At 63.8% G+C, this 17,038-nt stretch carries 15 protein-coding genes and 1 pseudogene; 10 read left to right on the top strand and 6 right to left on the bottom strand.

Annotated features, from left to right (window positions below):
* Window positions 1-629 precede the first annotated feature (629 nt).
* A complete protein-coding gene (locus tag B4E36_RS21995; RefSeq protein WP_292053147.1) occupies window positions 630-881 on the top strand; it encodes a hypothetical protein in 252 nt (83 codons plus the stop codon).
* A 64-nt stretch (window positions 882-945) separates the two neighbouring features.
* Window positions 946-1,155: a hypothetical protein gene (locus B4E36_RS21990; RefSeq protein ID WP_292053145.1), complete on the top strand. Its 210-nt coding sequence runs from the start codon at window positions 946-948 to the stop codon at window positions 1,153-1,155.
* Window positions 1,156-1,176: 21 nt separating this feature from the next.
* On the opposite strand, the gene B4E36_RS21985 is transcribed toward B4E36_RS21990, so the two are convergent.
* A complete protein-coding gene (locus tag B4E36_RS21985) occupies window positions 1,177-2,364 on the bottom strand; it encodes a helix-turn-helix domain-containing protein (RefSeq protein ID WP_292053143.1) in 1,188 nt (395 codons plus the stop codon).
* Window positions 2,365-2,632: 268 nt separating this feature from the next.
* On the opposite strand from B4E36_RS21985, the gene B4E36_RS21980 reads away from it, so the two are divergent.
* Together B4E36_RS21980 and B4E36_RS21975 are read left to right on the top strand one after the other, a co-directional pair.
* Window positions 2,633-3,193, top strand: coding sequence for a phosphatase PAP2 family protein (locus B4E36_RS21980; protein ID WP_345900824.1), 561 nt, complete (start codon window positions 2,633-2,635; stop codon window positions 3,191-3,193).
* A gap of 88 nt (window positions 3,194-3,281) precedes the next feature.
* Window positions 3,282-3,374: pseudogene (locus B4E36_RS21975) on the top strand (transposase); the annotation flags it as partial.
* 104 nt (window positions 3,375-3,478) lie between these two features.
* On the opposite strand, the gene B4E36_RS21970 reads toward B4E36_RS21975, so the two are convergent.
* Entirely contained in the window at window positions 3,479-4,384 is a 906-nt protein-coding gene (locus B4E36_RS21970) for a LysR family transcriptional regulator (protein WP_292053139.1), read from the bottom strand.
* 202 nt (window positions 4,385-4,586) lie between these two features.
* Between B4E36_RS21970 and B4E36_RS21965 the strand changes: the two genes are divergently transcribed.
* Genes B4E36_RS21965 through B4E36_RS21940 form a run of 6 tightly spaced genes read left to right on the top strand, consistent with a single transcriptional unit; the run spans window position 4,587 to window position 11,441 of the window.
* On the top strand, window positions 4,587-6,158 hold the full coding sequence (locus B4E36_RS21965) for an ABC transporter substrate-binding protein (protein ID WP_292053137.1): 1,572 nt from the start codon (window positions 4,587-4,589) through the stop codon (window positions 6,156-6,158).
* Between the two features lie 33 nt (window positions 6,159-6,191).
* The gene (locus tag B4E36_RS21960) at window positions 6,192-7,133 is read left to right on the top strand and encodes an ABC transporter permease (RefSeq protein ID WP_292053135.1); all 942 of its coding nucleotides are present in this window, start codon (window positions 6,192-6,194) and stop codon (window positions 7,131-7,133) included.
* Between the two features lie 2 nt (window positions 7,134-7,135).
* Window positions 7,136-8,011 carry an ABC transporter permease gene (locus B4E36_RS21955; protein ID WP_292053132.1) on the top strand — a complete coding sequence of 292 codons (876 nt, stop codon included), beginning with the start codon at window positions 7,136-7,138 and terminating at the stop codon, window positions 8,009-8,011.
* Window position 8,012: 1 nt separating this feature from the next.
* Window positions 8,013-9,440, top strand: a complete 1,428-nt coding sequence (locus B4E36_RS21950; RefSeq protein ID WP_292053130.1) for an amidase — start codon at window positions 8,013-8,015, stop codon at window positions 9,438-9,440.
* Window positions 9,437-10,444: an ABC transporter ATP-binding protein gene (locus tag B4E36_RS21945; RefSeq protein ID WP_292053127.1), complete on the top strand. Its 1,008-nt coding sequence runs from the start codon at window positions 9,437-9,439 to the stop codon at window positions 10,442-10,444. The genes B4E36_RS21950 and B4E36_RS21945 overlap by 4 nt, the downstream gene beginning before the upstream one ends.
* Window positions 10,437-11,441 (top strand): ABC transporter ATP-binding protein, encoded by a 1,005-nt coding sequence (locus B4E36_RS21940; RefSeq protein WP_292053125.1) that lies wholly within the window; start codon window positions 10,437-10,439, stop codon window positions 11,439-11,441. The genes B4E36_RS21945 and B4E36_RS21940 overlap by 8 nt, the downstream gene beginning before the upstream one ends.
* 236 nt (window positions 11,442-11,677) lie before the next feature.
* On the opposite strand, the gene araD is transcribed toward B4E36_RS21940, so the two are convergent.
* The 4 genes from araD to B4E36_RS21920 are packed head-to-tail and all read right to left on the bottom strand — an operon-like array spanning window position 11,678 to window position 16,983.
* On the bottom strand, window positions 11,678-13,414 hold the full coding sequence (gene araD / locus B4E36_RS21935; RefSeq protein WP_292053123.1) for an L-arabinonate dehydratase: 1,737 nt from the start codon (window positions 13,412-13,414) through the stop codon (window positions 11,678-11,680).
* Window positions 13,411-15,087 (bottom strand): thiamine pyrophosphate-dependent enzyme, encoded by a 1,677-nt coding sequence (locus B4E36_RS21930; protein WP_292053121.1) that lies wholly within the window; start codon window positions 15,085-15,087, stop codon window positions 13,411-13,413. Before B4E36_RS21930 ends, araD begins: the two co-directional genes overlap by 4 nt.
* A gap of 34 nt (window positions 15,088-15,121) precedes the next feature.
* On the bottom strand, window positions 15,122-16,078 hold the full coding sequence (locus B4E36_RS21925; protein WP_292053119.1) for a 2-hydroxyacid dehydrogenase: 957 nt from the start codon (window positions 16,076-16,078) through the stop codon (window positions 15,122-15,124).
* Window positions 16,078-16,983, bottom strand: coding sequence for a 5-dehydro-4-deoxyglucarate dehydratase (locus B4E36_RS21920; RefSeq protein WP_292053117.1), 906 nt, complete (start codon window positions 16,981-16,983; stop codon window positions 16,078-16,080). The genes B4E36_RS21925 and B4E36_RS21920 overlap by 1 nt, the downstream gene beginning before the upstream one ends.
* Window positions 16,984-17,038 lie beyond the last annotated feature (55 nt).

Here is a 17,038-nt window from a genome sequence, read left to right as displayed (position 1 = left end):
TCAATAACTTTCAGATCGGGCTCTCAGACATTTCAGGTCTCCGCTTTACACATATGAATATATAAACATTCATTCATACGTCTCGTCAACCCAAACAATCCACTGGGCAGGGTTGAAGCGAGAACAATAGTCGCATGGCCGGAGACCAGGGCTTTCCACGAAACCGGGCGCAGGCGCCGCGCGATGGCGCACCGCTGTGATCGCCCACACCGCATTGAAGCTCGGCGAATGAACGATTAAGTTTAGATATAAAACACCTTGCGAATTATCCGTTTAAATTTACCAGTGATATTGTATAAAATTAAAATAAAGAACAATAATATCGTATTGTTCGCGTTTTATACTTACGTGTAACCCGCCAAAACCACTTCTTCGTTGACATTACAAGAAAACGAAGCGGCATCCGCGCGGGACGAATGGAAGGGGAGGCGGCGCAAGACCGATAGATTCGCCGGCGCGATGGTTCTCTACATCCGCCGGCATCGGTCGGAAGCCGCCGCAAACGTCAGGCGACTCAACCCCGTCACGCCGCACCAGAGTCAACGACGCCGGACGCGCACAGCAGTCGGAGTAGAAACCTGCGCCCCGTCGGCAATGACTGCACGGCAGCGCGCGAGAGGAGGCAGAACATGCAGGACCACGACACATTCCGCAGTGCGGAAAACAATGACCTTGAGGCGATGGTGACGCCGGATGAACTTATGGACCTGATCGAAATCGCTCTCCAGTTCGCCATGCGGCTTGGCCTGGCCAGGACGGCCAGCCACCTCTTCATGGCCTGCGACACGCTCGGCGCCGCCGAGACAGAAGCGCAGCAATGGGGCGAAAATTCGCATACCGGCAACACCGACGGCCCCTCCAGGAACGCATCGGACGGATGACGCAGGAGAAGATGGGCAATCATCGGCGAAGCCGCGACTGCGGCGCGCAACGAAGCGCAATACCGTGGCCGGCATGGTGTTCGACTATCTGGAGAACGCCGCCGTCAGGGCCATGCTTGTGGCATGCCCCTCGGCCCTTCAGCCCGAACAGGTTGAAACCGCCAGCCGGATGACGACGGCCAAGTCCGTCTTTGACAGCGCCGCCTACGGCCTCCTGCTCCTGTTTCTGATCCTCTCGGCAGTGCGGCGGCTTCGCAGCGCATCCCGCGATTGAAGAAAAGGCAAGCCGCCAGTCTCAGCCGGCCGCCTCGTTCGGGTCTCTGCCACAGTCCGCCTGTTGCGCCTTGCGGAAGGCCGCCGGGGTCTTACCGGTTTCGCGCCGGAACGCGGTGTAGAAGGCGGACTTGGAGTTGAAGCCGACATCATAGGCGATCTCGAGAACCGAGCGTGCCTGCGAAACCAGCAGGTCCTTTGCCTCGCCGATGCGGTGGCCGTTGACGAAGGCGTAGAAGGACTGGCCGAGCGTTTCGCTCAGCGTCTGCGAGATATAATTGGGCGCGACGCCGATATGCTGTGACAGCGACCAGAGCGAAAGACTGGCGTCCCGGTAAAGCCGTTCATCCGCCATGGCGGCAACGAGCTTGTCCGCGATCCGTCGCTGCATCTCGGGCGACAGCGCGCTTTTTTCATATTTGCCGTTTTCCACGGCCTCCGCCGGGGCCGCATCCGGCGGCAGCAGCCCCGGTCGCTGGCGCAGTCCCCAAAAGCCCAGAACCATCACAATCAGCAGAGACCAAAGGCGGTCGACAATCACCGGCACGACGGCCCAGCCGAGCGGATCGAACACGGCGGCATCGACGAGATTGAGCAGGGCGTAAACGGCCACCATGCCCATCAGCCAGTTGATCCAGTACAGTTCCAGCCGCTCGGTGCTGGCATAGAGATCGCAGAGCCGCTTGCGATAGGCCGTCAGTCGCCGGTACATCAGCACGACATAGACCAGCCACAGGGCGAACGTCGCCGGACCGAGCAAGCGCCAGATGACGACAAGAGCGGAAAGGGCTGGCGGCAGCGGCGCTCCGGTTTCTGCGGCGGAAAACAGGCCGTTGCGCACCGCAACCGGCAGCAGAGCCATGGCGAGGCCGGCGGCGACGGCAATCGCAGGCAGGATGAAATGCCTGCGCAATGGCCTTGGAAACGGCCCTTCCTCAGTCAGCGCCAGCACGTAGAAATAAAAGAGCGGCGCCAGCAATGTGCTGGCCGGGGCGAAAAGCCCCCACACCAGCGAGGAATAGAGATGCCCGGCAAGCGTGGTCTCGTCAAAGCGCAAGGGCAGCGGCGAGATGATGAAGACCAGCAGGAACAGGCCACCGAGCAGCCGGGCGCTGGCGTGAAACCGGGTCTGCCCGAAGGCCAGCACCGCCGAATAGAAAGCGACCACCGGCAGGGCCGTGTCGGCAATGGTTTTGAACTGGTCGATCAAGGGCGGTGTCGGCGTTTCTGTCGGGCGTTGAGGGAACTTTCTACAGCATCGGCCCGCAAATCGGAATCGATTTTCGGAAAGCACGATGCGTAGATTCAACGGGTTAGAGCGCCCTTCCGGTAACCGCAAATTCCGGCCTTTTCGGGAAAACGCCCGGGGAGAAAGGCGGTTTCCAGCCTGTCCGATGTCCTCGCCTGCCGGTCAGGACGACGCGACGGCGTCTTCGCCGTAGCGCACCCGTGATTGAAGCGATCACGGATTCGGACATTTGAAGCAAACGCTCCTCCACCACAGAAACATTCTCATCGTCGCCGTGCTGGCGCTGGCGCTGTGCCTCTCTCAAAGAACGGTCGAAAGCTACGGCGACAATCTGCAGATCGCGCTGCCGGTCGCCGCGTTCGGCTGCCGGATCGCAACCGGCGGCGGCGGAGACTATGCCGTGCGGTTTCTGGCGATGCTCGGCACGGTGCACCTCACAAAATGGGGGCTTGGCGACGCCCGGATCAACATCCGCCCCTCGGGCAGCCTTCACGGTTTTCCGTCCGGCCACATGGCGGCGGCCAGCTTCGGGGCGAGCAGCCTTGTCAATGCCTGTATCGAAAAGTCGCCGGCGGTGAAAACCGTCGTCATCCTGGCGGCGTTCTTTGTCGGCGGCTCGCGTATCGAATCGGATTCGCATACGCTGTGGCAGGTTCTGGCCGGGGCGCTCTGGGCGCTCTTGTTCGAGCGCGGCTTCAGGAAAGCCGCCGGCCGGATTCGGCGACTGGCGCGCAAGCGAAAGACCGACAGGATGGCCGCAGGCACAAACACGGAGAGCGCCGGTCGATGAAATTTGCAGAATATGCGGAAAAGCTGATGGGGATGGACGACAGCACAGTCCGCGGGAAGCCTTCGCGTAGATAGTCGATGGTCGCTCGGTGCTGCAGGCGCTTTATAACCTGTCGGATGACCAGGCCGAGTTCGTGATCCAGGACCGGCTTTCGTTCATGTGGTTCCTCGGTCTGTCACTGTCGTCCACCCATTCCAGCCTGTTTCCTCGTGGTTCACGACGGTTGTAGATCACGGATGGAGCGCGTCTTTCTTCTTAACCTTCAGATAGGTGCGTGGGCGTCGATCATGCCATCATTCGTCGAACCTTCTGGGTCACGGTGCTTGCCGCAGGAGGCAGTTTCATGCCCTTCAGCGTGGCCAGAAAAGCCTCGCGCTGGAGCGAGAGCCAGGGTTGCTCCAGGGCGGCAATACCGGCCGTGTCCTCCTCCGACAGGGCGCTGCGGGCAAGGATCGTCATCATGTCCGTGCGTCGGAGGAAGGCCAGCGTTGTGTAGAGCGAACTCGTCAGCACGTTGACGACGGGGACCTCCTCGCCCTTCAGCAGGAACACGCGGTTGAGTTCGGTCTGGAGTTTGGTGCCCATACGCGGCAGCACCCAGTTGTAACGCGAAAGATCGGCGATGGAGGTCGGCGGGTTGCGCTGGAGGGGATGGTCGTTGCGGGTCACGATCACAAGCTCGTCGACGAGGAGGCGATGATAGGTCAGCGCGGCATCGGACTCGCCCCGGCCATAATCCGACTTGACCCAGCCGAACAGCGCGAAGTCGATCTCGCGCATCTTCAGCCATTCATAAAGCGTCTGGATGGTGCCCTCGCGGATCGTGTAGCGCACGTCCGGCTGCCGGGCCGAGAGTTCGGACAGAACTTCCGGGAGAAGCTGTGTCAGGAAGGACGGGCCGGCGCCGATGCGCACATGGTCGGAACGCCCGGCGCGCATGTCCGTCATCAGTTGCTCGGCCTCATCTATACGATAGATGATCGCCTCCGCGCGGCCCCGCAGAGCATTTCCGGCGTCGGTCAGCACAACGCCGCGGCCTTTTCTGACATAAAGCTGAACATTGACCCGCTGCTGCAGCCTGGCCATGGTTTTGGACAGGGCCGGCTGAGAAATGCCCAATTTTTCGGCGGCTTGCGAAATATTTAGGCTGTCGGCGACGGCGAGAAAATAACGCAATTGCTGCAAGTCCATATTATGCCTTTTCGGTTATGTTTATTTGCGCGGCCTACCATAGTTTCACATGGGCATTCCTGTTCCAATAAGCAACAGCAGAGGTTGGCGCGCTTTCTGCCTGATCCAGCGTATGGCTGGCCTCGGCGAGGACGATGTCCTGAACAAGAATAAGCCGCGCGGAGCCGGAACCGGCCGACGCGAGAACAAGGGGAATAACGACATGACCATCAAGAGACGCATGCTTCTTTTAGGCGGCGCGACCATGCTTGCGATGACGCAGTTTGCCATGCCCGCCAAATCGTCGGCCACGGATGCCGGCACGCCGGTCAGCGGCGGCACGCTTGTGATCGCCCAGGATGCCAATCCGCCGAGCCTCGATCCGCACAAATCCGCCGCTTTCGCGACCACCAATATCACCGAGCAGATCTATGGCGGCCTGCTGCGTTGGGACGAGGCCGGCACCAGCATTGAGCCGGACCTCGCGCAATCCTACGAAGTTGTTGACGAACTGACCTACCGCTTCGTCCTGCGCGGCGACGTGACCTTCCACAATGGCGCGCCGCTCACCAGCGCCGACGTGAAATTTACCTTCGACAGGATCGCCGATCCGGCGACCGCCTCGCCGTGGAAATCGCTCTTCGCCTCGATCGCCGAGATCGAGACGCCGGATGACAGGACGGTTATCTTTCATCTGTCCGAGCCGTTCTCGCCGCTGCTGAACTATCTGGCAAGCGTGAAATATTCGGCCATCGTCAACAAGGCCGATGTCGAGCAGCGCGGGGATCTGGTATCCGGAGGCGCGGGCACCGGCCCGTTCAAATTCGTCAGCTTCCAGTCCAACTCGGCTCTCGAACTGGCGCGCAACGAGAATTACTACGAGGAAGGGCTGCCCTATCTCGACGGTCTCGAATTCCGCATCATCCCGGATGAGGGCAGCCGGGTGGCGGCCATGCGCAGCGGTTCCGCCGATCTGACCTGGCTGACGACGCCGGAAGTGGTCGACCAACTTGCCAAAACGCCGGGTTTCGATGCTCCGGAGGAGCAGCCCGACAACCGCGTGTTGCTGATGGAACTCGATCAACGGGTCGCCCCGTTCGATGATGTCCGCGTCCGCCGCGCCTTGAGCCTCGCGCTCGATCGCCAGCAGATTGCCGATATCGTCTGGCGCGGCGGCGCAAACCTTTCAGCCGCAATTCCTCCCGCCCAGCAGCCCTTCGGCATACCGAGCGCGGACGTTCCGGCGCTTCCCTATCAGGGCGAGGATCTGAAGCAGGCGAAATCCCTGCTCGCCGAAGCCGGCTATCCCGACGGGTTCGAAACCGTCTTTGCGGTTTCTCCGCTGACGTTCAGCGACGTCGCCGTTGCACAGGTCGTGCAGCAGCAGGCCCAGCGTGTGGGCATCAAGATCAAGATCGAGCAGAAAGAATGGGGCAGCCTGATCAAGGATTTCCAGGGCACGCTGGTGCCGATCAGCATGGCGGGGCTCGCGCCGGCGCCCGACCCGGAGGCCAACCTGAAGATCCGCTTCGATTCCGCCTCCAGCGTCAATCCGGGAAAGACCAGGGATCCCGAGATCGATGCCTTCTTCGTCAGAGGTCGCCAGACGACCGATGTCGCCGAACGCGCGGAAATCTACCGTCAGCTCCAGGAATATATCGCCGATCAGGCCTATGCGATCTTTCCCGCCGCGATGCCGTTGCGGTTCGAGGTCTGGAGCGACACCCTGAAGGGATACCAGGCCACGCCCTTTGCCCAGCGCGTACTGTTGCGCAAGGCATGGCTTGCGCAATGAGCCAGCGGCCGACAACGCAACGGAACGACTAGCATGGTGGCCTATTTCCTGAGACGACTGACATTTCTGATCCCCGTTCTGATCGGGATGTCGATTGTCAGCTTTTCGCTCGTTCATCTCATCCCCGGCGATGTGGTTACCGTCATCGCCGGGGCGGAGATCGCCTCGGATTCCGAGGAGGCCGAGAATATCCGGCGCAGCCTCAATCTCGACAAGCCCTTGCCCGAGCAGTATCTCGCCTGGGTTTCCGGCGTCGCCAGGGGCGATTTCGGCAGGTCGCTGGTGCGCAATGTGCCGGTTTCCGATGAAATCCTCGCCCACATCCCGGTCACGCTGGCGCTAACGCTGATGTCGCTGCTGATCTCGGTCGTGATCGGCATTCCGGCCGGCGTTCTGGCCGCCGCGCGCAAGGGGCGCTCCTCGGATTTTGCGCTGCGGATCGCCTCGCTTGCGGGCATGGCGGTTCCCACCTTCGTAGCGGGCGTCATGGCAGTGCTGATCTTCTCGCTGTTCTTCCCTTACGTGCAACTGTTCCGCACCATCGATTTCAGGTCGGATTTCTTCGGCTCGCTCGGCCTGCTGCTCGTTCCATCCGTGGTTCTGTCGCTGTCGGCGGCGGCAACGATCATGCGCTACACACGCGGTGCGATGCTGGAGGTCATGCGCGAGCCCTATATGGGCACGGCGCGCGCCAAGGGCGCCGGCCGGATGCGGATACTCATCAAACACGGTCTGCGCACCGCGCTGATGCCAGTGGTGACGGCATCCGGATTGATCGCCGCGCAGCTTATCTCCGGCGTTGTGGTGGTCGAGCAGATCTTCGGTCTGCCGGGCCTCGGCCAGTTGATGCTGAGCGCCATCAGCAGCCGCGACTACACCCTCGTCCAGGGGACCGTGATCGTCGTTGGCGCGATGGTCGTGCTGATCAACCTGGCGGTCGACCTCACCTACCATTTTCTTGATCCGAGGATCTGACCATGGCCGATCAGACAGTTCCACCCGAGCAGGACATCCGGCCGCCAAATCGGCTGATTTTCCCCGGCTTCCTTCATCAAAACCTCCTGGTTGCCAGCGGCGCCATCCTGATCTTCCTGCTGCTGGCGGCGGCGGCCTTCATTCCGCTGCTTCTGCCCTACGGGCCGACGGACCTAGCCGGCATGTCGATGCGGCCGCCATCGCCCGAACATCCATTCGGCACGGACCTTCTTGGACGGGACGTGCTGGCGCGTACGCTTTATGCCAGCCGCAGTTCCATGACCGTGGCCGCCGCGGCAACACTCTTCGCTCTGGTTGTCGGCACGAGTTGGGGCATGGCGGCAGGGTATGCCCGCGGCCGCACCGACATGCTGCTGATGCGCCTCCTCGATGTCCTGCAGGCCTTCCCGCCGCTGCTGCTCGCGATCGCGCTGGTCACGGTGCTCGGCACCAGCCTGCACAATCTGATCCTGACCATGGGCGTGCTTTTCGTGCCGCAATTCGCCCGGGTGGCGCGCGGGGCGACGATGGCGGTGAGCCAGCGGCAGTTTATCAAGGCGGCCAGCGTGCTCGGGGTTCCGGCCTGGCGCAGCCTGCTCGTCCATGTCCTGCCCAACATCTCGACGCCGCTGATCATCGAGACCACCTCGACCTTCACCATCGCGCTTCTCACCGAATCGGCGCTGTCCTTTCTTGGAATGGGCATCCAGCCGCCAACGCCGACATGGGGCGGCATGATTGCGGAATCGAGCTCGGTCATGACCCATGCGCCCTGGCTTGTGCTGGCGCCGAGCGCCGCGATCATTCTCGTCGTTCTGGCCTTCCTGCTGCTGGGCGACGGGCTGCGCGACAAATTCGATCCCAAAGCGGAGAAATGAAATGAACCTCGCAAACGAAATCCACTGGCTGCCGGCCTGGCGTCTGCGCGAATGCGTTGTCCATGGCGAAATCTCCGCCGAGGAAATCGCCCGCCGTCTGCTGGAGCGGATCGCAAATCATGACGGCGGCATCCATTCCTTCCTGACGGTTGCAGGAGAGATGGCGCTCGATGAGGCGCGGGCGATCGATCGCAGGATTGCCGCCGGCGATGCGGTTGGCGCGCTGGCCGGCGTGCCGGTGACCATCAAGGACCAGTTCCTGACGCGCGGCCTGAGAACGACCGGAGGGTCGAAAGCGCTGGAAAACCACATTCCCGATCACGACAGCGTCTATGCCGCTCGCATCCGCGAGGCCGGCGGCATCATACTCGGCAAGACCAATACACCGGAATTCGGCATGTACTGGCGGACCGTCGGGCTGATCGCGGAGGAATGCCGCAATCCCTGGGACCTGAAACGGACATCCGGCGGTTCGAGCGGGGGCGCTGCCGCGGCGCTTGCGTCCGGTTTCGGTCCGCTTGCGATCGGAAGCGATTCCGGCGGTTCGATCCGCCTTCCGGCGGCGCAATGCGGTATTCTGGGTCTGCTTCCGAGCTATGGCAGGGTCCCGCGCCATGGCGGGTTCGGCTCGGCAATGTTCTTCTCCGCCATCGGCCCGATGGCGCGCGACGTTCGCGATGCCGCAACGCTGCTGCAGGTCATCGCCGACCCGCTGACTGACGATCCCTTCTGCCGCACCGACCCGCCGCCGGACTATCTTGCCCGCCTCGATGACGGCATCAGCGGCGTGCGGGCGGCATGGTGGGACAACACCGTCGCAGCGGAATTCTCCGATCCCGATGTAATCGCGACCGTGCGCGCCGCCGCAGACCGCATTGTCGAATTCGGCGCGCTGCTTTCCGGCGCAAGCGTCGTTCTTGACACGGACATGATCGACGAAACCTGGCGCGTGCTCGATTTCGTGGACCGCCACGCCAATCTCGGCGAAGAATTGATGCGCGATCCCGAAACTGCCGGCAAGCTGACCCCCTACGCCCGCACCCGCTTCGAATGGGCGGATCAGGTGAGCGGCGCGCAGTATTCGCGCGCGGTCATGCGGCGCGCCCGGTTTGTCCGTCATCTCGACGCCGTCTTCGCCGAGACCGATCTGCTGCTTTCTCCGACGATGGGCATTACCTCGCCTGTGGTCAACCCGAACGACATCACCCAGCGGATACCGGCGCTCGTTTCCTACACGCTGCCAGTCAATGTCGCCGGTTATTGCGCGGCGAGCGTTCCATGCGGCTTCGTCAACGGCCTGCCGGTCGGACTGCAGATCATCGGACGGCCAAACGAGGAGGACCTCGTGCTGCGGGCGAGCCGCCAGTATGAAAAGGCGCTGAACTGGAATGCCCGCCATCCGGAAGGCGAGATGGACCTTGCATCATGAGTGACGACGCGCCGCTGTTGCAGGTTCGAAACCTGCGAACCTATTTCCGCACCCGCGATGCCGTCGCCAAAGCCGTGGACGGCGTCGACCTGACGATCAGCAAGGGGCGGATCGTCGGCATTGTCGGCGAATCCGGCTCCGGCAAGAGCGTGACCGGAAACGCGATCATGGGGCTGATCGATCCGCCGGGGCGGATCGAGGCGGGCAGCGAGATCGTCTTCAACGGACGCGATCTGGTCAAGGCCGGCGAGCGTGAGCTGCGCGGTCTGCGCGGGCGGGAGATCTCAATGATCTTCCAGGAGCCGATGACCTCGCTCAATCCGGTGTTTACGGTGGGGACGCAAATCGTCGAAAATCTGGCGCTGCACCGGAAAGCATCGCGGCGTGCGGCGCATGACCGGGCTGTCGAACTGATGCGGCTTGTCGGCATACCATCGCCCGAGAAGCGCTTTCACAGCTATCCCCACGAACTTTCCGGCGGCATGCGTCAGCGCGTGCTGATCGCCATGGCGCTCACCTGCGACCCGAGCCTGCTGATTGCCGACGAGCCGACGACGGCGCTCGACGTGACGATCCAGGCCCAGATTCTCGATCTGATCGTCAAGCTTCGCGATCAGTTCGGCATGGCAGTGATGTTCATCACCCATGATCTCGGCGTCGTCGCCGAGATATGTGACGAAGTGGCCGTGATGTATGGCGGCCAGATCGTCGAGGCTGGTCCGGTCGGGCAGGTGCTGGCCGCGCCCGGCCATCCCTATACCCGCGCGCTGATGGCTTGCATACCGCGGCTCGGCATGGACCGGAGCGAAAAACTGAATTCGATACCGGGTATCGTGCCGAGCCCGAAGGCCTGGCCGCAAGGCTGTCGCTTCGCGAACCGCTGCGCCAGCGTCAGGGAACGCTGCCGTAAACAACAACCGCCGAAATATCAGCGCGGCGAAGGCTTTTTCGCCTGCTGGCTCGGCGACGCAGAGGCTGACGACCGGGAGACAGCGCATGGCTAAACCATTATTGCAACTGATCGGTCTGACGAAGCATTTCGGCGTACGCGCCAAGGGCGGCCGCGCGGTTGTTCATGCGGTCGATGATCTTTCCCTGGACATCCATGAAGGCGAAACGCTGGGGCTTGTGGGGGAATCGGGCTGCGGCAAATCCACGACCGCGCACATGATCGTGGGCCTTGCCGAGCCGACAAGGGGCGACGTTATTTTCAACGGCCGCAACGTCGCCGGTTTCGTCGGCCAAGCGCGCCGGCAGCTTCGGCAGCAATTGCAGTATATTTTCCAGGATCCGAATGACTCGCTCGATCCGCGCATGAAGGTGCGCTCGATCGTTTCGGAAGGGCTTCGGGCGCAGGGCCGCATTTCCCGGCGCGAGGTCGAGGAACGGGTTGCCGGCGTACTGCGGCAGGTTGGCCTGCCAGCCGACGCGATGGACCGCTTTCCGCACGAATTTTCCGGCGGGCAGCGGCAGCGCATCGGCATCGCGCGGGCGCTGATCATGCAGCCGCGCCTTGTCGTTGCCGACGAACCGATCTCAGCGCTCGACGTTTCGGTGCAGTCGCAGATTCTCAACCTGATGGGCGATCTGAAACGGGAACTGGGGCTGACCTATGTCTTCGTCAGTCACAATCTGGCGGCTGTCGGCTATATCAGCGATCGGATCGCGGTCATGTATCTTGGCAGAATCGTCGAGATCGGACGCACAGGAGATATCATGACGCGACCGCGCCACCCCTATACCGAAGCGCTTCTGTCGGCGATCCCCGAGCCTGACATGCAGGCTGCGAAAAGGACGCGCGTCGCGCTTTCCGGCGACGTGCCGAGCCCGATCGATCCGCCTTCCGGCTGCCATTTCCATACACGCTGTCCGTTTGCGCAGCCGCGATGCGCGGCGGAAACGCCGGTTCTGGAACACAAGGCGGAAGATGGGGCCGGCTCCGTTCATCTGACGGCCTGCCATTTTCCCCGCAGGCATGCGCAGTCAGAGATTTGCCGCTGACGATCAAGCCTCGTGCTTTCCTGCCTGAACGAATCTTCGGGTCCTTGCAAATCAGACGCGGTCTGATTCAAACCATCTGCCGATGGCGGTCGACGGGTATGGCGGAAGCACGAGCCGCAAAAGAGCCGGGAAAGAAAGCCCGCGGCGCTAAATTTGCGGCAGTCCACCGGAACATTTCAGTTTCAGCGCTCCGGCACAGAACCTCAAGTCGCCAGGCGCCGTCGCGCCTGTGCGGATCAGAAGATATCGGGCTCGCCCGCAGCCTTGCCGAAGCCCCGCTCGAGATAGTCGAAATCGCAGCCCTTGTCCGCCTGGGTCACATGCTGCGAGAACATGTAGCCCCAGCCGCGTTGAAAGCGTTGTTCGGGCGGCGACCAGGCGGCGCGACGGCGCGCGAGTTCCGCCTCGTCCACCAGCATGTTCAGGCTGCGGTTCGGCAGGTCCATGCGTATGATGTCGCCTGTCTTCAGCAGCGCCAGCGGTCCGCCGACGAAGCTCTCCGGTGCCACATGCAACACGCAAGCGCCGTAGGACGTGCCGGACATGCGCGCGTCGGAAATCCGCAGCATGTCGCGATAACCCTTCCTGATCAGCGCTTTGGGGATGGGCAGCATGCCCCATTCCGGCATGCCCGGCCCGCCCTTGGGTCCGGCATTGCGCAGCACCAGCACCGTGTCGGGGGTGACGTCGAGATCCTCGTCGTCGATCGCTGCCTTCATCTCGGGATAACTGTCGAACACCAGCGCCGGCCCCTCGTGCACATGGAACTTCGGATCGCAGGCGGCGGGCTTGATCACCGCGCCGTCGGGGCAGAGATTGCCGCGCAGCAGTGCCAGAGAGCCCTGGTGGTAGACCGGGTTCGACAGCGGTCGGATGACGTCGTCATTGTAGACCTCGGCCGTTGCCAGCGCCTCTGAAAGCGGCTTGCCGGTGACGCCGGTGACGGAGGTGTCGAGCCGTTCCTCGATCTGCTTCATCAGCGCCAGCAGGCCGCCGGCATAGTAGAAATCCTCCATCAGGTAGTCCTTGCCGGAAGGTCGCACATTGGCGATCAGCGGCGTGACGCGCCCGAGCGCATCGAGATCGTCGAGCGTCAGTTCCACGCCGGCGCGGCGGGCCATGGCGATCAGGTGCACCACCGCATTGGTCGAACAGCCGGTGGCCATGGCGACGATCGCGGCGTTCCTGACGGCGGCGTCGGTGATGATCTTCTCGGGCGTCAGATCCTCCCAGACCATCTCGACAATGCGCCGCCCGCAGGCTGACCCCATGCGCTTGTGTCCGCTGTCGGCGGCGGGGATCGAGGAGGCGCCAGGCAGCGTCAGGCCCATGGCGTCGGCGATGGCGGTCATGGTCGAGGCCGTGCCCATGGTCATGCAGGTGCCGACCGAGCGCGCGATGCCGCCCTGTATGCCCAGCCATTCCTCGTCGGAGACATTGCCGGCGCGGCGCTCGTCCCAGTATTTCCAGCCGTCCGAGCCGCTGCCCAGGATGCGGCCCTTGTAATGGCCGCGCAGCATCGGTCCGGCGGGCAGGAAGATCATCGGCACGCCGGCGGTGATCGCCCCCATCACGAGACCGGGCGTGGTCTTGTCGCAGCCGCCCATCAACACCACGCCGTCGAGCGGATGGGAGCGGATCATCTCCTCGGTCTCCATCGCCAGCATGTTGCGATAGAGCATCGAGGTCGGTTTGGTGAAGCTTTCGTCCACCGACAGCGCCGGCATCTCGACCGGGAAACCGCCGGCGGCGAGCACGCCGCGCTTCACGTCCTGGACCCGTTCGGGGAAGTGGCCATGGCAGGAGTTGAGCTCGGACCAGGTGTTGAGGATGCCGATCACCGGCTTGTTGCGGAAATCCTCCTCGGCATAGCCGAGCTGCATCATCCGCGAGCGATGGCCGAAGCTGCGCAGGTCGTCGGGCGCGAACCAGCGCGACGATCGCAGGGTCTCGGGCGTTTTTTCGGTCGTCATGGGGTCGTCCTGGCTTGCTGGCCACGCAGACGGCTGACTGTCGTGCGGGTGGAGATCTGCTCGGGGTCGGTCATCAACTCGATGACCGTGGGGCCGTCATGGTCGAAGGCGCGCAGAAGGGCGGGCCTGAACTCAGCCGTCTCGGTGATCCGCTCATGCGCGGCTCCGAGCCCGCGCGAAATCATCCCGATGTCCGAGGAGGCAATGTCCGTGCCCGAGACCCGTGCGGGGTGCTCGCGCTCCTGATGCATGCGGATGGTGCCGTAAGTGCCGTTATTGAACACCAGCACGATGGGCCGCCCGCCATGCTGCACGGCGGTGGCGATCTCCATTCCCGACATCATGAAACCGCCGTCGCCGACAAACGCGATGGCCTGTCGCTTGGGATCGGCCAGCGAGGCCGCCACGGCGGCGGGCACGGCATAGCCCATCGAGCCGCAGGTCGAACCGATCTGCCGCCCGGGCCGGCCATAGCGCAGGAAGCGCTGCGCCCAGCCGGTGTGGTTGCCGGCATCGAGCGTGATCACCGCATTCGCCCGGATCAGATCGCGCATGTCGACCATCGCCTGGCCCATGTCGAGCGGATAGTCGTGCGGCGGCGGCTCGCTGTCGGAGAGATACTCGGCGCGCAACCCGGCGCACCAGCCCTCTGGCGCTGCGGCGGCCGGCTGAGCTGTGAGCGCCGAGAGCGCCGCATCCGGGCCCGAGACCGCCGAGACGGCGGGCGAATAGACCCGGCCGATCTCGTTGGCGTCGACATGGATGTGCACCAGCGTCTGCGCCGGCGTCGGCACGGACAGCGTGGAATAGGTCTTTGTCGTGATCTCGCCGAGACGCGCGCCGATGACCAGCAGCAGGTCGGCCTCGGCCAGCCGCTTGACGAGGCTCGGCGCGACGCCGGTCCCGAAATCCCCGACATAAACGTCGGAGCGGTTGTCGATCAGATCCTGACGGCGAAAGCTGGTGGCGACCGGCAGCCGGTTGTCGGTTGCGAAACGCAGCAGCGCCGCGCAGCCAGCGTCGCTCCAGCCGGGGCCGCCTGCCAGGAGCAGCGGTCGCTCGGCCTTCGACAGGACAGCCATCACGGCGGCGGCGTCACCGGGGTTCAGCGCCGGGACGCTGGGCGTATAGGGCCTGGCGTCGGCGACCTCGACCACGTCGGTCAGCATGTCCTCCGGCAACGCCAGCACCACGGGGCCAGGCCGGCCCGAGGTCGCCACGCGAAACGCCCGGGCCATGTATTCGGGGATGCGCGCGGCGCTGTCGATTTGCGCCGCCCACTTGGCCACGGGGGCGAACATCTGGCGGTAGTCGATTTCCTGGAAACTCTCGCGATCCATGGTCTCGCGCCCGACCTGACCGACGAGCAGGATCATCGGGGTCGAATCCTGGTAGGCGATGTGCACGCCCACCGCGGCCTGACAGGCGCCGGGACCGCGAGTAACCATGCAGATGCCGGGCCTGCCCGTCAGCTTGCCATAGGCTTCCGCCATATCGGCGGCGCCGGCCTCGTGGCGCGCATTGTACAGCGTGAACCGGTCGCGCACGTCATAAAGCGCGTCGAGCACTTCGAGGTAGCTCTCGCCCGGCACGCAATAGGCACAGTCGGCGCCGTGGATCAGAAGTTGATCGACCAGCACCTGGCCGCCGCTGCGCTTGACGGTCTCAGCCATGTATTCTCCCCATGATTGTCCAATGTTGTTGCCCTCAGGGCACCACGATGCAGTCCGGGTCGAGGGCCCGGCCCTCGGCATGCGCGCGGATATTGCCCGCCCAGTGGCGCACCATGCGGTCGAAATTGTCAAGCGTGCGCCCCGCCACATGCGGCAGCGTCACCGTGTTCGGCATGTCCAGCAGCGGGTTCGGCCCGGTCACCGGCTCGGTCTCGAACACATCCAGCCCCGCCGCCCCGACCTGACCCGAGTGCAGCCCGTCGATCAGCGCCGCCTCGTCAACCAGCCCGCCGCGCGCGGTGTTGATGAGCACCGCGCCCGGTTTCATCGCCGCGATCGTCGTAGCGCCGATGAGGTGTTTCGACCCGGCCGTGAGCGGCAGGTGCAGCGAGATCACGTCGGCCCAGCCGATCAGCGCGTCGAAATCCATGAACGGCACTTCGAGCACATTGTTCGGGCCCGAGCGTTTCGTATAGGCAACCGCGCAGCCAAAGCCCGAGAGCCGTTTCAGCACCTCCCTGCCGATAGCGCCCATGCCCACGAGACCGACCCGGCAGCAGCCGAGATCGCGCGCCTCGCGCCAGAGGTCCGGCTGGTTCCAGGCGCCCCCGCGGAAGCTTTGCTGCACCTGCGGCAGGCGCCTGAGCGTCGCCAGCATCAGCGCCAGCGTCGCCTCGGCCACGGTGGGCGCGTTCACGCCGGGCGAGCGCGCGACGGTCACGCCGCGCTCCCGGGCGACGTCCAGCGGAATACCGTCGACGCCGGTTCCCCACTGGTGCACCATCTTCAGCGCCCCGGCCCCGGCCAGAAGCTCGGCCGGAAAGCGCAGTCCCCGCGTTACCGCGTAGGTCGCGCCCTGAAGCGCGGTGCGCATATCGTCGGTCTCGATGCTGCTGACGAAGCGCAGGTCGAAACCGTCGCACAGCGTTTCGATCCGGGCGCGCATCTGCGCACTGGCGGGTTCGAGAACGGCGACGGGTCCGATCGGCATCAGTTGCGTCCCTTGATCAGTTCACGCATCATATCGACCTCTTCGCCGGTCAGATCGGTAAGCGGCGCGCGCACATGCCCGGTGTCAAAGCCGCGCAGGGCGACGCCGGCCTTGATCGCCGAGACGGCGTAACCCGGCTTGCGGTCGCGGATTTTCGTGAACGGGTAGTAGAAGTCCTTCAGCAACTGCTCGCATCTGGCATCCTCGCCGGCCAGGAAGGCGCCGTGGAATTCCAGCGCGGTCTCGGGCACGAAGTTGAACACCGCCGAGGAATAGGTCGCCATGCCCGCGCCGCGATAGGCCTGCGCGAAAAGCTCGTGGGTGGGCATGCCGCCGATATAGGCCAGCCGATCGCCGAGACGCACGGTCACGCGGCGGACGTTGTCGATGTCGCCGGTCCCGTCCTTGAAGCCGATGAGGTTCGGGCATTCGTCGGCCAGTTGCTCGAGCGTCTCGGCCGAGATCCGCGCCTGGCCGCGGTTGTAGACGATGACCGCCATTTTCGTGGCCCTGCAAACCGCGCGGATGCGGTTGGCAATTCCCTCCTGGGGTCCCTCGGTAAGGTAATGTGGCAAAAGAAGGATGCCGTCGCCGCCGGCCGCCTCTATCGCGCGGGCGAGATCGCAGGCCATGCGCACGCCATAGCCACAGCCCGCGATCACCGGCGCGTCGCCAGCCGTCTCGCGCGCCGCGCGCACCACGCTGACGATCTCTTCCGGGGTGAGCGAGAACATCTCGCCGGTACCGCCCGCCACGATCAGCCCTGCCACCTTGTGGGGCTTGAGCCATTCGAGATGCGCCTGGAACGGCTTCGGCGCGAAACGATCCTCCGTATCGAAGGGGGTCACGGGGAAGGACAGAAGCCCGTGGCGAATGATTTCGCGCAGCGCGTCGGGTGCGATCATTGTGTGTGTCTCCTCAATCTGGATATATTGTCAGCCTGTCGCGGAGCATGTCCGG

Origin of the sequence: Martelella sp. UBA3392 (genome assembly GCF_002358775.1) — a bacterium.
GTDB lineage: Bacteria > Pseudomonadota > Alphaproteobacteria > Rhizobiales > Rhizobiaceae > Martelella > Martelella mediterranea.
Note: the sequence above shows the minus strand (reverse complement) of the source record. Positions and strands in the feature narration are given on the sequence as shown.

Coding starts and splice junctions, on each gene's coding strand:
- B4E36_RS21995 (WP_292053147.1), top strand. CDS start 630: ATGCAGGACCACGACACATTCCGCAGTGCGGAAAACAATGACCTTGAG.
- B4E36_RS21970 (WP_292053139.1), bottom strand. CDS start 4,384: ATGGACTTGCAGCAATTGCGTTATTTTCTCGCCGTCGCCGACAGCCTA.
- B4E36_RS21965 (WP_292053137.1), top strand. CDS start 4,587: ATGACCATCAAGAGACGCATGCTTCTTTTAGGCGGCGCGACCATGCTT.
- B4E36_RS21960 (WP_292053135.1), top strand. CDS start 6,192: ATGGTGGCCTATTTCCTGAGACGACTGACATTTCTGATCCCCGTTCTG.
- B4E36_RS21955 (WP_292053132.1), top strand. CDS start 7,136: ATGGCCGATCAGACAGTTCCACCCGAGCAGGACATCCGGCCGCCAAAT.
- B4E36_RS21950 (WP_292053130.1), top strand. CDS start 8,013: ATGAACCTCGCAAACGAAATCCACTGGCTGCCGGCCTGGCGTCTGCGC.
- B4E36_RS21945 (WP_292053127.1), top strand. CDS start 9,437: ATGAGTGACGACGCGCCGCTGTTGCAGGTTCGAAACCTGCGAACCTAT.
- B4E36_RS21940 (WP_292053125.1), top strand. CDS start 10,437: ATGGCTAAACCATTATTGCAACTGATCGGTCTGACGAAGCATTTCGGC.
- araD (WP_292053123.1), bottom strand. CDS start 13,414: ATGACGACCGAAAAAACGCCCGAGACCCTGCGATCGTCGCGCTGGTTC.
- B4E36_RS21930 (WP_292053121.1), bottom strand. CDS start 15,087: ATGGCTGAGACCGTCAAGCGCAGCGGCGGCCAGGTGCTGGTCGATCAA.
- B4E36_RS21925 (WP_292053119.1), bottom strand. CDS start 16,078: ATGCCGATCGGACCCGTCGCCGTTCTCGAACCCGCCAGTGCGCAGATG.
- B4E36_RS21920 (WP_292053117.1), bottom strand. CDS start 16,983: ATGATCGCACCCGACGCGCTGCGCGAAATCATTCGCCACGGGCTTCTG.